Consider the following 14,149-nt stretch of genomic DNA (forward strand, 5'->3'; position numbering starts at 1 on the left):
GGATTCTCCGGCATGGACGTACCAGCCAAAGCAACAGCGCTACCGCCAGCAGTCGCGCTGGCGGTGTGCCAGCGGTCAGATCAGTCGCCCTCTATTAGGGCGGATCAGTTATCGCTGCTGTCCGGCAGGTAGGCGCCGTCCTCGTCATGAACTTCCTGGCCGGTCACCGGCGGGTTGAAGGCGCAGATCAGGCGCATGTCCTCGGTGCCACCGTACAGGGTGTGCTTGTCGTGGTTGTCCAGGGCGTAGAGGGTACCGTCGGTAATCTCGTGAACTTCACCCGTGGCGAGGTCCTTGATGCGCCCGTTACCGGCAACGCAGTAAACGGCTTCCAGGTGGTGCTTGTACCAGAAAGTGTGCTCGGAGCCTGCCTTGATGATGGTTTCGTGGAAGGAAAATCCCATTCCGTCCTTCTTGAGCAGCAGGCGGCGGCTGGTCCACTGCTTGTCGCTGACTTCACGCTCGGTACCAATGATGTCCTGAACTTTAACGATTTTCATGGGCGTATCTCATGGTTGGTTGGTCAGAATCGGGTGAAACAACTTTATAGTATAAACATTAGGCATCTATATATTTCAAGTGGCCCTTTCCTCCTGCCACTGGTCATACCCCTCTAGCGCTTCCCGGCTGTCATTGCCCGGTGTGGCCCGCTCCGCACGCCGCGAGAGGCTTAACGTACGCTATTTTCCGTTTCGTGAGGTGGCCCCTTGACACGTGCGTCACCGACTCTGCTGAATCGCGTTCTGCGACGATGGCGGGTGACGCATGGCCTCGCTGGCCGGCAGCGCCGGAGGCGTGGACCTCCGGCGCATCATCAGCGCCGGAACAAGGGCGGCCAGGAAGATCGCGCCGACGATAAAGAAGCTGTCCCGGTACCCCAGCATGTTGCCCTGGCTGTAGATCACGCGGCCAAGATAGTTCATCGCCCCGGCCTGGCGTATCGCCTCCGGCACGCCAGCCTGTGCAAACAAGCCGGTTACTTCGTGCAGCATAGCGGTCGTTGCACTGTTGCCTGCATGCTGTGCCGCCGTGAAGCTGTCTACGTAGAGCTGAGATCGCCGCTCCAGAGCGATGGAGAGCAGGTTGACACCAAACGCCCCGCCGAGTTGGCGCACGAAGTTGATGGCGCCGGAGCCCTGACTGAGTAGCGTCATGGGGAGCGCCTTGAGGGCGCCGGCGTTCAGGCTCGGCATGATGAAACCAAGGCCGATACGCCCCAGCATGATCCACCAGGCGAACAGCCAGAACGAGGTATTGGTATCCACGTTGCTCATAAGAAACGATGACAACGCGAAAATCACAAGCCCAAACATGACCGTGGCATAGGCGGGTGTCCTGTCAGTCAGCCGCCCCGCGATGGGGAAGACCAGGGCCAGAATCAGCCCCGCCGGCATTAGCAGCAGGCCCGAGCGGGTCGGCGTGTAGCCCTGGATCGTCTGGACGAACAGCGGGATCAGGAAGGTCGAACCGAAGATGCCTGCTCCGAAAATGAAGGCCACGACGGAGGCGCCCGCATAGACCCGGTTCGTGAAGAGCTTGAGATTGAGCATGGGTGCGGACGTGCGCAGCTCCCAGACGATGAAGCCGATGCCCGCGACCAGGGCGATGGCGAAGTCGCGCAGGATGGGGTCGGAGATCCAGCCGTCACGCTGCCCGTTCGACAACCCGTTGAGCAGGGTCACGAGAAACACCGTCATCAGTCCAAAGCCGATCCAGTCGAATTTGCGCGGCGGACCGGAGGTTGCGCGCCCCGGCATCAAGATCGCGGCCATAAACAGGCCGATGAAGCAGAAGGGCACGGCCATGAAGAAGACATAGCGCCAGCTGAAGCTGTCGACCATGATGCCGCCAAGCGTCGGGCCAAGCGCCGGGGCCAGCACCACGCCGATGCCGTAAATTCCCATGGCCGACCCGCGTTTCTCCGGCGGAAAGACCTGGAAGATCGTCTGCATGGCGAGCGGCTGGAGGATGCCGGCCGCGCCGCCTTGTAAAACACGGGCCAGGATCAGCACGCCCTCGGCGGGGGCGAGCCCACCCATGATGGAGGCGGCGATAAAGATGGTTATCGCCAACATAAAGGTCGCGCGCTGGCCGAGGGTATCGACCATCCAGGCATTGAGCAGCATGGTCCCGGTCATCGCGGCGAGGAAGCCGGTGGAGAGAAGTTGCGCCTTGTCCTGGCCCATGCCGAAAGCGCCCATGATATCCGGCAGGGCTACATTGACGATGGTGGCGGTCAGGATAGTGGCGATCGTGCCCATCATGACCGTCGCTGTGACCAGCCAGCGATAGGACGGGCCGAAACGGGCGAATAGCCCCTCGATACTGTCCGGCCGGGGCGCGCTAGTCATCGGCTCTCGCCTCCAGCTCCACCATCATACCCGGCTTGAGTTCGCCGCCGTCCTGCTGCACCGCGATGCGCACTGGCAGGCGCTGGGTGATCTTGGTGAAATTGCCGCTCGGGTTGGGGTTGGGCAGCAGGGCGAACTCGCTGGTGGCGGACTGCCCGACGCGCGTGACCCTGCCCTCAAAGCGCCGCCCCGGCAGGGCATCGACAGTGATCATCACGCTCTTTCCCGGCCGGAAGAAGCGGATGTCGGTCTCCTTGACGTTCGCTTCGACACGCACCCGCTCGGGATCATGCACCATCAGCAGGCGTTGGCCGGGGGTGACATATTCGCCCTTGTCCACAAATACCCGGTCCACCACGCCGTCGAATGGCATGACGATGGTGCGATCTTCCAGGTCGAGTTCGGCCTGGGCTTTTTGTGCACGTAGCCGCTGCTCCTCCGGGCCGAGTTCGGCGAGCTGGGTGCGCAGCACCGTGAGTTCCCCGCGCGCGGCTTCAGCCTCGGCCAGGGCGGCGCGGGCATTTTCCAGGTCCGCCTGGGCGCTCAATGTCTGCTGCTTTGCCGTCTCCAGCGCCGCCCGCGTCTGGTCCAGGCGCGCACGGTTGATGGCACCGCTCGGCGCCAGCTTCTCCGCCCGGTCATTCTCCTGTCTGGCAAGATCGAGTTGCGCTGCCGCTGCTGCCAACCTGGCCTCTGCCGCCCTCACCGCTGCCTGTTTGGCGGTAATGCGGCTCTGTGTCTGACGGTCGGTGAGTGCGATGCGCGCTTCGATCTCCTCGCGGCGGCGGGCAATCCCGGCGAGTTGCGCGTCAAGCGCCTCGACACGGAGACGGCTTTCCCGGTCGTCGATCCGGATCAAAACCCTGCCTCTCTGCGCGGCATCGCCATCGGTCACTTCAAGTACCGTCACCCAACCGGGAACCCGGCTGCTCATGGCAACAATGTCGGCGGCGACACGGGCATCCGTCACAACGACATGGGTGAGCTGCTGATACAGCCACCAGCCGCCACCTCCGAGAACGATCAGCGTCGCCAGGATCGCGCCATACCATCGCCATGGCCGAGGGCGGGCAGGAGGTAAAGCCGTCTCTGACTCAGCCTCCCTCTTCTTGTCGGGGGCGGTGCGTAGATCGGTTTCCTGATCGTCGTCCTGGTGTTCCCGGTGGGTCATATGCTGGTTCACGCTCTAGCTCTCATCAGTTTTTGTCCACAGGCTGCATCGCCCTTGGGGTGCCGCCCAGCTTGTCGGCGATCTTCTCGAAGACCTTCAGACAGGTCGCCACCTCGGCATGGGACAGGTCGGATAAGATTTCCGCCCGCACCGCCGCTGTGGTAGCTTCGATCCGTTCCAGAACAGGGGCAGCCTCCGCACGCAGGTGAACCGATTTGGTGCGCCGGTCGGCGGCTTCCGTGCGGCGTTCGATCAGCCCCTCCGCTTCCAGCCGGTCCAGCGCGCGTACCAGGGTCGGCCCCCGCACCCCGACCGCCTCGGCCAATTCACGCTGGGTTGCCGCCTGGGGCAGGCGAGAGAGATGTAACAGGGTCAACCAGCGGGACTCGGTGAGGCCAAAGGTGGCCAGCCGCCGGTCGATTTCGGCGCGCCACAGCCGGGCGACCAGCCCGAGGCGAAGGCCGAATTGTTCCTGATCGTGAAGTGGCTTCGTCATCTCATTGCCTGCATCATTATGTAGCTGTACTATAATCAATAGATAGCTAAGTATCAAATGGCGAGGGATGTAGCCCCGAAGGCAGCACTGTCTAGAGCAGAGGACCGGGAAAGGCGTTCCATCCCGATCACAGAAAGGAGCACCACGATGTACAGGACGATCCTCCTAGCCTATGACGGCAGCCGGCAAGGCCGTGAGGCGCTGGACCAGGGGGCCGAGCTGGCTTCGCTTTGCCAGGCTCGTGTCTATCTCCTCGCCGTCGTCACCCATGAACTGGGTGTCGCGCTCGCTGAAGCGGCGGCACCCTCAGACCTGCCGGAGCGAGAATATCAGGAAGTGCGCCGCGTGCTGACGGAGGGCGCGGAAGCGCTGCGGCGGGCGGGGCTTTCCGTCGACACGCGCCTCGCTGCGGGCAACCCCGCCGAGGAGATCGGCCGAATGGCGCACGAGGTCGGCGCGGATCTGGTCGTGGTCGGTCACCGTGAACAGAGCGCGATGGCCCGGTGGTGGCACGGCTCCGTCGGCGCTTCGCTGCTCGCCCACGCGCCATGCAGCCTGCTGGTGGCCGTTGCGGACCGGTAGTTGTCAAGGAATATGTCGCAGGGTCTTCATCAAGGTCTTCGCCGGCTAGGCTGAGGAGAAAGCCCTTGATTCAGGTGTTAATCGGTTGGCGGCCACTGCTGCGCAGCATGTAACACGCGCAGTATTCGTACCGTCAAGGCATCCTCCTGGTACACGAGGATATAGTTCGACCAGGCGACGAGTTCCCGGGTCCCTTCAACCCGACCAGGGCGGCCTATTGTGGGGAACTCCGGCAGCTTTTCAGCTTTCATCTCGATATCATCTTTTACGCGCTGTGCTGCATCGGGATTGTCATCAGAGATGTAATCGACAATCCCTAGCAGATCGGTACGAGCCAGTTCCAGCCATTCCAGTTCAGGCACGGCGACGCTTTCTGTCGATCAACGCTTGTGCCTCATCCATTACCTGTTGATGAGGAACGGTAGGTCGGGCATCAGCCAGGGCCTCTTTCACTTTATCGCGGAACCAGGCGTCATGGGCTTCCGGATCAGCCGTTAACCCAACGGGCAATCCGCCCTCTTTGGTTACGCGGGTTAGAAGGATGCGGACGGCATCTGATACCGTCAAGCCGAAGCTGGCGAGCTTTTCCGCTGCATCAGCCTTCAGCTCGTCGTCCACACGAACGTGCAGCATTGAAGTGTGAGCCATGATGAATTCTCCGTTTGTCATACGTGACTCTATTTTGTATCTCAAATGCGATACAGTCAAGCTGTGGACATTAGCAAAATCACCGCGTTTGGTCAGATGCCAGTATTTTATAGACTGTTGACCGGCCTATCTTTAACCTCCTGGCGATCTCCGTAGCCCCCACTCCCTGGCTGTGCAGGGCACGGACTTTATCCTTGTCCACCGTGGGTTTACGGCCAAACTTGACCCCCTTGGCCTTGGCCTCCAGGCGGTCCTCGTTGGTGCGTTCCAGTATGCGCTGACGCTCGGCCTGGGCCACGGCCGACAGGATGGTGACTACCATCTTGCCCATGGTCCCCTCGGTGCTGATCCCATCGTCGAGGAACCGGATAGCCACACCCATGTTGTCGAACTCTTTGATGAGCTGGCCCGCAGTTGCGTCAATACAAGATCGAACAGCACTGGGATGACATGATGCACATTGCCGGTTCGCTCAAACTGGGGACCGTGCAGGCCTCCGAGCTGGTCCGCTCGCTACTGAAAAGTGATCGGCCTTCCAGTCTGGCACAAGCCATCATTGATGCGGGCCGGATCAATAAGACCCTTTACCTGCTGAACTACGTGGATGATGAAGATTACCGCCGTCGGATTCTGACCCAGTTGAATCGCAGGGAAAGCCGTCACGCGGTCGCACGGGCCATCTGCCACGGCCAACGTGGCGAAATCCGGAAACGGTACCGGGAGGGTCAGGAAGACCAACTTGGTGCATTGGGCTTGGTGACCAACGCCTGGTACTGTGGAATACGATATACATGCAGGCCGCCCTGGATCACCTGAGACAACAGGGCGAGGGCGAGAACGCGAAAGAAGAGGACGAAGCCAGATTGTCGCCACTCAGCCACAAGCATGTGAATATGCTGGGTCACTACTCGTTCACCCTGGCTGAACAGGTGCTGAATGGACAGCTCAGGCCGTTGAAGCAGCCATCGGAGCTGGACGAATGGCCTTAGCGTACGTTTTCGTACCGTTGGACTTCAAACCCCTAAACCACCGCAGCCCGGCCCTCGGCACCGTTACGGATCTGCTGGCCGATACAGGGTACTTCAGCAAAGCCAATGTCCAGGCGTGCAGGGATAAGAATATCCAGCCCTCACTGGCGGTGGCGCGCGATCAACACCACTTATCCGTGTTTGATCAGTTCGCACCCGATGATCCGGCGCCTGTCACGGACGACGGAGTTGAGGCCCCCTATACTGAGACCGTTCACGCAGTACGGTCAACCTTGATCGCATCAAGGCCGGATATTACTCCAGCAAGGCGCTGAACCCGACGGGTATTGTGCCGGCAGGGCCGGGCCAACTCTGAACACAGGAGCAACCGCCATGAAAACTGAAACCGATGTGCTGTTCATTTCCCATGGCGGCGGGCCAATGCCGCTGTTGGGGGATCCCGGTCACCGTGAAATGGTGGAGCGGCTCACGGAGCTTGCCAACAGGCTACACAAACCGTCGGCTATACTGGTTATCAGCGCCCACTGGGAGGAGTCAGTGCCGATGATCACCTCGGGGGCCAGTCCGCAGCTTATCTACGATTACTATGACTTCCCGCCGGAGGCCTACAGTATCGAGTATCCCTGCCTGGGAGAGCCGGGGCTGGCGCGGCAGGTTTACCAGGCGTTGGAACAGTCCGGAGTCCCAGCGCAACTTGATGATCGAAGGGGCTTTGATCACGGCCTGTTCGTGCCGCTCAAGCTGATGTATCCGGATGCGGATATCCCATGCGTGCAGCTGTCCCTGGTAGACAGTCTGGATGCCAGCACCCACTTGGCGATTGGTCGTGCTTTGCAGGGGCTGGACTACGCCAACCTGCTCGTGATCGGCTCTGGGTTCTCGTTCCATAACATGCGGGCGTTTTTCGCGACAGATACGCCGGAGATTCGGGCTCGTAATCAGGCTTTCGAGGACTGGCTGGAAGAGACGTGTGGTGATACCGCCCTGCAGGAATCGGAACGTGGTGAGCGCCTGGCTCACTGGGAGCGAGCGCCCCACGCCCGCTTCTGCCACCCCCGGGAAGAACACCTTCTGCCTTTGCATGTGTGCTACGGGCTTGCGGACAAGCCCAGTGACACGCATATATCGGCAACCATCCTCGGGAAAAAATCGGGGATGTTTTATTGGAGAGTGGAAAGGCTGGATTGACCTGCCGAAGGCATCAATCTCCACAAACTTTCAGGTATCAAAAATACCCTTGCCCGCTATGGTGGCGATGAATTTACCGTCCTGTTGCCCTCGCTTGACGAAAAAAAGGACGCCGCAACGGTCGCACGCAAACTTCTGAACTCGCTCGAAACCCCTTTTCAGTTTGAGGGCACCGATCTTCGTGTCTCTATCGGAACCAGCATCGGGATTGCAATGTACCCTGAAGACGGGCGGGGGCGGAAACGCTGGTAGAGCGGGCAGACGTGGCCATGTATGCCGTGAAACAGAGGAAAAAAAACGACTTTTATTTTTACAGCTAGGCATGATGGACAACAAAAGATCGGACAACACGTCGCCCTAAACCCGTCATCCAAACCACTCGGGCTCCCCCAATGAAAAACATCTGAGACTTGAGCGACAATAGCCTTGCAGTAGGCTTTAAAACATAGTCTGGAGGAATTTCAAGAAACTCTGTTCACCTCGTGGGAATTGTTGCCAGCGCTCAAGCGATCCAACAGCTCACTCTTCACGCTCAGCTCGGTTTCAAGCTGCTGCACCTTCGCTTTCAGTTGGTCGTTCACGCGCTGCTGCTTTTCAAAGGCAGCCTTTCGTTGGCGTAACGCCACGACTTGCTGCTCTAGCCGCACTGTTTTGTCGGCCAGACGACGATTTTCGCGCTCCCGCTCGCCCAGTTGCTGGGTCAACCCATCCGACTGCTTTCGAACTTCAGTCACCTCTGTGAACAGCCGGCTGATCTCCCGGGTGGCCTGGGTCTGCTCGTCGCGTTTCACGACTAGGGCTTGTTGCAAGTGGCGTTGCTCTTCCTGGACTTGCTGGACCTGCTGCTCATGCCGCCGCTGATCCTGCTCGCGCTGCTCTTTCACGGAACCGCGATAATGCTCCAGCGCCTGCCGGGCATGGTTGTGCTTTTCTTCGAGTGAATTCACCTGGCGTTGCTTGCCCTGAACCTGCTCAGTCAAACTTTCAATGCGCTGGGCCTGTGCGCGGTTATCGCCTTCGAGTTTCGAGAGCGCCTCACGTAACCCAAGGACCTCCGCCTGTAAATCATCCCGCGCCTGAGCCAACACTGCATTTTGCGCCTGGTGTTGCCTGGTTTCAGCGGTCTGTGCTGTTAAAGCTTCCTGCAGGCCGGCCACCTCGGCCTGTTGGCGCTGTTCGGCCTGCTCGATGGTCTCCTGTGCGTCCTGACGTAATTGCCGAGCCAGTTGGCCTACCAAGTCGGTAACGTGGCTGCTCAGAAGCGCTTCATCGTCCAGACGAGCGCTTTCACGCGCCTCGATCGCTTTCAGGTGGTTGCTGATGGTGGTCTTTGAGCCGGTGTTGCCCAGCTCGGCTCGTATGGCGTCGATGGAGGGGTAAACATTGCGAGCCAGAAGACGTTTACGGGCGTCCTCGACCAGGGGTTGGGTGATGCCGCCTCGGGCCATGATCGTGTCCTCATGTTTATTTCGTACTGTGTTACGTATTATGTAAATACGTACTATATACACCAGAAAGATCGTTGGAAAGTACAGCTTTACAGACATGTGATAATCCAGAGTTATCCATTGTGATGCTCATTTCGACGGCTATACTGACCGATGCTCGGTACGATATGACTCGATTTGCCGCCCCGGACCAAGGCCGCACCAGGAGATCAAAAATGCACAAACAAGCCGAACCACTCGATCAACACGTGTGCGAAGCAGCCGAACGTTGGATAAGGGAAGCGACAAGAGCATTGCCGAAATCGGACGACGTCGGTGCGCCCAATGACGGTTGATCGGTACGTTCAGGCTGCTACCCGCGACAATACCCGACGGAGCTACCGATCCGCAGTCGAGCATTTTGAGGTGACCTGGGGCGGGTTTCTGCCCGCAACCGCCGACAGCGTTGCTCGCTATCTCGCCGATCATGCCGAGAGGCTTTCTGCCGCCACCCTGAAGCAGCGCCTGGCGGCACTGGCACGCTGGCACCGGGACCAGGGGTTTCCAGACCCAACAAAAGCTCCTTTAGTACGCACGGTTCTCAAGGGCATACGCGAAGAGCATCCGTACCGGCAAAAACAAGCCAAGCCACTGGCCATCACCCAGCTACAGCAACTGGATCAGTGGCTGGCCGGAAAGATCGCGCAGGCGCGTCAGCAGGATTCAAGGCGCCTCGGGGTCTGGTTACGCAACCGGGCCATGGTCTTGCTCGGATTCTGGCGAGCCTTTCGCAGTGACGAACTCTGTCGATTAACCATTGACGATGTCACGCTGGCCCCCGCTGCCGGTATGTCCTTGTACTTGCGGAGGAGCAAGGGGGATCGTCAGGCCGAAGGTCGCCTGTACAAGGTGCCAGCTCTGAGGCAGTGCTGTCCCGTGGAGGCCTGTCAGGATTGGCTGGACTTTTTGAACCAGCCCAGCGGTGCGCTATTCAGGGCGATTGATCGCTGGGGAAATATTTCCAATACTTCATTGCACCCGAACAGCATCGTGCCGCTGCTGCGCCAGCTTCTGGCCGACGCAGACATTGACGCTGTGGAAGCGTTCAGCAGCCACTCGCTGCGACGCGGTTTTGCCACCTGGGCCAGTGCTTCCGGCTGGGAACTCAAAGCGCTGATGGAGTACGTCGGTTGGCGGGATACCCAGACCGCCTTGCGATACATTGAAGCTAAATCGCCGTTCGAGCTTGCCCTGATGCAAATCCCAACCGAAGTGGCGTCGTCTGTCGGTCAGCCACGCCTGGCGAGCGTATCCGAGCCAAGTTACCGGGCATTAACCGTTCAGCTCACCCTGGAGCCGCAACGTCCTCGCAGCCGGAAACACCATCAGGCCCGCACGGTAATCGAAGCCCACTGCCTGAAACCGTTCGAGATGGAACAGCAGAACAATGGGGACTACCGCATTGAGGTGCCTGCAACGTCGGATGAGCAGCTGGACGAAATGATGGACGACTTGATCGATGAGATACACCGCATTGCGTCCGATAAAGCCTGCTGGGTGGAGACACGGATCAAGGACCCGGCCACCGGGCAAGCATGGGATTGAGCCGGTTATGAGTGCTATTCAGGAAACAGCCTATCCACGGTTTCGGTCGGATATCCCGCAACAGGAACTTGATGCAGTATACACGCCCACGTCCGGCGAACAGCGCTGGGCTCGTCGGCGCACCCGGCCGATCCTGGAGCGCTTCTTTTTACTGCTTCACCTGAAGGCGTATCAGAAACAGGGGTTCTTTTCCTCGTCGGTCGATTTGCCTGGCGATTTGCGTCGTCACATTGCGCAGTGCCTTGGTCTCGACAAACAGCCGACCAAAGCCCAACGACAACAGTATGATCGTTCTGCCACCCGTAAACGCCATATCCCGTGGATTCGAACTTATGTAGGCAGCCGGACGCTGGACGAGGCGGCTCATGCTTGGCTATCGAGCCAAGCAACGAAAGCCGCCGAGTCCCGCGAAGTGCTGACCGATATCATCAATATCCTTCTGGAAGAGTTGGTGCGTCACCGTTTCGAAATTCCCGGCTTTACGGTGTTATTGAGGCTCGCCAAGGATGCCCGGGCCACCGTCAATGACCGCTGTTACCGGTCCATCGTCAGCGAACTCAACGACGAAACAAAGGCACTGGTCAATGACTTGCTGGTATCGCCACCGGGGATCGAGATCAGCGGCTGGCAACGACTGAAGCGAGAAATCCGAAAGCCGACGAATAAAGAAATCCGGTCCTATCTGCAACACCTCAAGTGGCTGAAGGGTATCGTCGAGCAATTGCCGGGCGTCAAATCAATTCCCGTGACCAAGCGGCGACAGTTCGCCCACGAAGCACGAGCGCTGGATGTGGCCAAAATGGCTCGAATCCCTGCGCGTAAACGCTATGCCCTGGCGGTGGTCCTGATCCGGCAACAGTATGCCCAGGCGCTGGATGATACCGCAGAGCTTATGATCAAGCTGATGAGGCAACTGGAAACCACCGCTCAGCAAAATCTCCTTACCTATCAAATGGAGCAGACCCAGCGCACCGATCGACTGGTGTCCTGCTTTAAAGACGTGTTGACTGCCATGGAGGCCGAGCCAAACCCGTGGCAATCGCTTCAGGCCGTTATCGGAGACAAGCGCCAGGAGTGGCTGGACGAATGTGAGGAGCATCTGGCCTACGCCGGCAATAACTACCTGCCTTTCATGTTGCGACCGTTTCGAACCAAACGCAGCCTTCTGTACAACTGCCTGGAAATACTGACGTTTCAAAGCACCTCCAGCGACATGCTGTCGATGCAACTGATCGAGTTACTCCGAAAGACCCGTTCATTGAAAGCCGAGACGCTGGATTTGCGGGTCCATGCGCCGGCTCTGGTCGAAAGCATCCAGCAGACCAAGTGGACGCTCGAAAAATGGCGCCGTCTGATTTTCATCCGGCCGGACAGTGTGACGGTTCACCGTAAATATTTTGAGTTGGCCGTTTTGAATCTGGTGAAACAGGAACTGAAGTCAGCGGATCTGGCGGTTGTTCACGGGGATCGCTTCGATGACCATCGCGATCAACTGGTGAGTTGGTCGGATTATGAGCAGGAAATTGATCAGTACGGGCTGGAAGTGGAGCTTCCCATCGAACCGAAGGCTCTCAGTCGCCATCTCAAGGATCAATTGACTCAGGTGAGCCGCTCAGTGGACGCAGCCTTCCCGGACAACACACACGCCGTGATCGAAGACGGTCGCATCGTAATCAAACGCAGTCAGAAACAGGGGCTGCCAACAAACTGGCAGGCCCTCGATGACGACATCACACGGCGGCTTGGCACCCGCAGCATCGTCGACGTTCTGGTCGATGCGGAGCGCTGGCTTGGATTACATCGGGAATTCGGGCCATTATCAGGCTATGAGGGGCGCGTGGAAAACCCCCGGTTGCGGTTTATCGCTACGCTTTTCTGCTACGGCTGCAATCTGGGACCCTCCCAGACCGCCGACTCCATCAAGCAACTGAACCGTCGCCAGATAGCCTGGCTCAACCTTAACCACGTCACTGAAGACAGGCTAGATCGCGCTATCGTCAAGGTCATCAACGCGTACAAGAAATACGAACTGCCCGGATACTGGGGCACAGGCCGTCGGGCTGCCGCTGACGGCACCAAGTGGAACCTCTACGAGCAAAACCTGCTCAGCGAGTACCACATCCGCTATGGCGGTTACGGCGGCATCGGTTACTACCACGTCTCGGACACTTATATCGCATTGTTCAGTCATTTCATCCCCTGCGGCGTTCACGAGGCGGTGTACATCCTCGACGGACTGCTTGAGAATCGGAGCGATATCCAGCCAGATACCTTGCACGGTGATACGCAGGCCCAGAGCTATCCCGTTTTCGGGCTCGCGTATCTACTGGGGATCAAGCTGATGCCGCGTATCCGGAATATCAAGGATCTGAACTTCTACCGGCCCGACAGGCGGTTCCGTTACGCGCATATCGAAGAGCTGTTCAACGGTCATATAGACTGGGCGCGGATTGAACGACACCTCCCGGATATGTTGCGTGTGGCCGTGTCCATCAAGCTTGGTAAAATTACGGCATCAACGATCCTGAGGCGGCTGGGAACCTACAGCCGCAAGAACAAACTGTATTTCGCCTTCCGGGAGCTGGGGAAGGTCGTGCGGACCGGTTTCCTGTTGAACTACATCGACAATGTGGAATTACGTCAGACCATTCACGCCGCAACCAACAAGAACGAGCAGTTTAACGGGTTTGCAAAATGGAGTTTTTTTGGTGGCGAGGGCATCATTGCGGCCAACCTCCGGCATGAGCAGCAAAAGGTGGTGAAGTACAACCACCTGGTGGCGAATATGCTGATCTTGCACAACGTCGAAGCTCTCAGCCGGGTATTGCGCGATATGGCAGCGGAAGGAATCGCCATCACCGAAGATGTCCTGAAAGCGCTATCGCCGTACCGAACCCGTCATATCAATCGTTTTGGAGATTACACATTGGACTTTAGACGTCCGGTAGGGCAGCAGTTGTTTGATTTGAAACTTGCTGAGCTTACCCCTCAAGGGACGCCCGGTGATCAGGTGAACCCAAAATATGAGCCGAAATAAAACGGACTAAACTACAACTAATTCATTTGGTTAGGGGCGTTTTTAGACTATTTTTCACGTTTGTCTACCAACCCTCTATTCCTTTTGAGGCCCGTAAGCCCTATATCGAACTTGCTGAGGATTCTGCCGGCCTGAAGGGGTTCCGGATGGGTTTTGCGGAGGCTCGTGGGTCTGTTTCTTCTCATACTGAGAGTTTTAGTGGCAATATTACCGGGCTGAAGATTCGTGACGATGAATTTGACAACAGTGTATATGACGCGACTCTTTATGCAGGAGCCGGGCTGGCTGAGACGAGTAACCGGGCAACGCATGTGGGTGTAAAACTGCCGGGTGTCGATACTACTTGTAACGAAGGTGCTAGCTGCGCGCCCCTCACAAACCTGCGTTCAGTGACCGTCGGTGAAGACAGTGGTATTGAGGGTGTGAGTGGCTTTACCGATGGGTTCTTTATCGGTTTCCAGCGTGACGGCATGGATTGGCAGAGTCTGGATGGTGCCAATACCATCAATGCTGGAAAAGGCGTGTTCATTGCGTAAACCGCTGAAGGTTGCCACCCATTCCACGTGAAGCCTGCCACCCGGACCGGAGCAAGGCTGCCACCCATCGGAGCGTAGCGACGCGGGGTTTCTCTTCTTACTCCGAAGTCTCAGTGCCC

At 58.4% G+C, this 14,149-nt stretch carries 14 protein-coding genes and 1 pseudogene; 7 read left to right on the forward strand and 8 right to left on the reverse strand.

The window, feature by feature from the left end; all coding sequences use genetic code 11:
* Positions 1-104: 104 nt before the first annotated feature.
* From LWH94_RS13970 to slyA, 4 genes are all read right to left on the reverse strand, one after another.
* Entirely contained in the window at positions 105-500 is a 396-nt protein-coding gene (locus tag LWH94_RS13970; protein WP_091703156.1) for an ectoine synthase, read from the reverse strand.
* A gap of 219 nt (positions 501-719) precedes the next feature.
* Positions 720-2,351, reverse strand: a complete 1,632-nt coding sequence (locus LWH94_RS13975) for a DHA2 family efflux MFS transporter permease subunit (RefSeq protein ID WP_011784157.1) — start codon at positions 2,349-2,351, stop codon at positions 720-722.
* Positions 2,344-3,534 carry an HlyD family secretion protein gene (locus LWH94_RS13980; RefSeq protein ID WP_198324799.1) on the reverse strand — a complete coding sequence of 397 codons (1,191 nt, stop codon included), beginning with the start codon at positions 3,532-3,534 and terminating at the stop codon, positions 2,344-2,346. Before LWH94_RS13980 ends, LWH94_RS13975 begins: the two co-directional genes overlap by 8 nt.
* A gap of 13 nt (positions 3,535-3,547) precedes the next feature.
* Entirely contained in the window at positions 3,548-4,018 is a 471-nt protein-coding gene (gene slyA, locus LWH94_RS13985; protein ID WP_011784159.1) for a transcriptional regulator SlyA, read from the reverse strand.
* A gap of 147 nt (positions 4,019-4,165) precedes the next feature.
* Here slyA and LWH94_RS13990 point away from each other — a divergent pair, with 147 nt between their 5' ends.
* The gene (locus LWH94_RS13990) at positions 4,166-4,600 is read left to right on the forward strand and encodes a universal stress protein (RefSeq protein ID WP_011784160.1); all 435 of its coding nucleotides are present in this window, start codon (positions 4,166-4,168) and stop codon (positions 4,598-4,600) included.
* 77 nt (positions 4,601-4,677) lie between these two features.
* Here LWH94_RS13990 and LWH94_RS13995 read toward each other — a convergent pair whose 3' ends face one another.
* The 3 genes from LWH94_RS13995 to LWH94_RS14005 form a co-directional block, all read right to left on the reverse strand.
* Entirely contained in the window at positions 4,678-4,962 is a 285-nt protein-coding gene (locus LWH94_RS13995; protein WP_011784161.1) for a type II toxin-antitoxin system RelE/ParE family toxin, read from the reverse strand.
* Positions 4,955-5,248, reverse strand: a complete 294-nt coding sequence (locus LWH94_RS14000) for a type II toxin-antitoxin system RelB/DinJ family antitoxin (protein ID WP_011784162.1) — start codon at positions 5,246-5,248, stop codon at positions 4,955-4,957. The genes LWH94_RS13995 and LWH94_RS14000 overlap by 8 nt, the downstream gene beginning before the upstream one ends.
* Before the next feature lie 79 nt (positions 5,249-5,327).
* On the reverse strand, positions 5,328-5,672 hold the full coding sequence (locus LWH94_RS14005) for a helix-turn-helix domain-containing protein (RefSeq protein WP_442914995.1): 345 nt from the start codon (positions 5,670-5,672) through the stop codon (positions 5,328-5,330).
* A 2-nt stretch (positions 5,673-5,674) separates the two neighbouring features.
* Between LWH94_RS14005 and LWH94_RS14010 the strand changes: the two are divergent.
* The 3 genes and pseudogenes from LWH94_RS14010 to LWH94_RS19640 form a co-directional block, all read left to right on the forward strand.
* Positions 5,675-6,237: pseudogene (locus LWH94_RS14010) on the forward strand (Tn3 family transposase); the annotation flags it as partial.
* A 372-nt stretch (positions 6,238-6,609) separates the two neighbouring features.
* The gene (locus LWH94_RS14015) at positions 6,610-7,425 is read left to right on the forward strand and encodes a DODA-type extradiol aromatic ring-opening family dioxygenase (RefSeq protein WP_092034130.1); all 816 of its coding nucleotides are present in this window, start codon (positions 6,610-6,612) and stop codon (positions 7,423-7,425) included.
* A 36-nt stretch (positions 7,426-7,461) separates the two neighbouring features.
* Positions 7,462-7,677, forward strand: coding sequence for a diguanylate cyclase domain-containing protein (locus LWH94_RS19640; protein ID WP_367187246.1), 216 nt, complete (start codon positions 7,462-7,464; stop codon positions 7,675-7,677).
* A 209-nt stretch (positions 7,678-7,886) separates the two neighbouring features.
* Here the strand turns inward: LWH94_RS19640 and LWH94_RS14020 are convergent, their stop codons facing one another.
* Positions 7,887-8,972, reverse strand: a complete 1,086-nt coding sequence (locus tag LWH94_RS14020; RefSeq protein WP_092034123.1) for a DNA-binding protein — start codon at positions 8,970-8,972, stop codon at positions 7,887-7,889.
* A gap of 225 nt (positions 8,973-9,197) precedes the next feature.
* Here LWH94_RS14020 and LWH94_RS14025 point away from each other — a divergent pair, with 225 nt between their 5' ends.
* From LWH94_RS14025 to LWH94_RS14035, 3 genes are all read left to right on the forward strand, one after another.
* Positions 9,198-10,457, forward strand: a complete 1,260-nt coding sequence (locus LWH94_RS14025; protein WP_232902600.1) for a site-specific integrase — start codon at positions 9,198-9,200, stop codon at positions 10,455-10,457.
* Positions 10,458-10,464: 7 nt separating this feature from the next.
* A complete protein-coding gene (locus LWH94_RS14030; RefSeq protein WP_092034118.1) occupies positions 10,465-13,494 on the forward strand; it encodes a Tn3 family transposase in 3,030 nt (1,009 codons plus the stop codon).
* Positions 13,495-13,640: 146 nt separating this feature from the next.
* On the forward strand, positions 13,641-14,030 hold the full coding sequence (locus LWH94_RS14035; RefSeq protein ID WP_232902601.1) for a hypothetical protein: 390 nt from the start codon (positions 13,641-13,643) through the stop codon (positions 14,028-14,030).
* The last annotated feature ends 119 nt before the right edge of the window (positions 14,031-14,149 follow it).

The organism is Marinobacter sp. G11 (genome assembly GCF_021282325.1).
Classification (GTDB): domain Bacteria; phylum Pseudomonadota; class Gammaproteobacteria; order Pseudomonadales; family Oleiphilaceae; genus Marinobacter; species Marinobacter vinifirmus.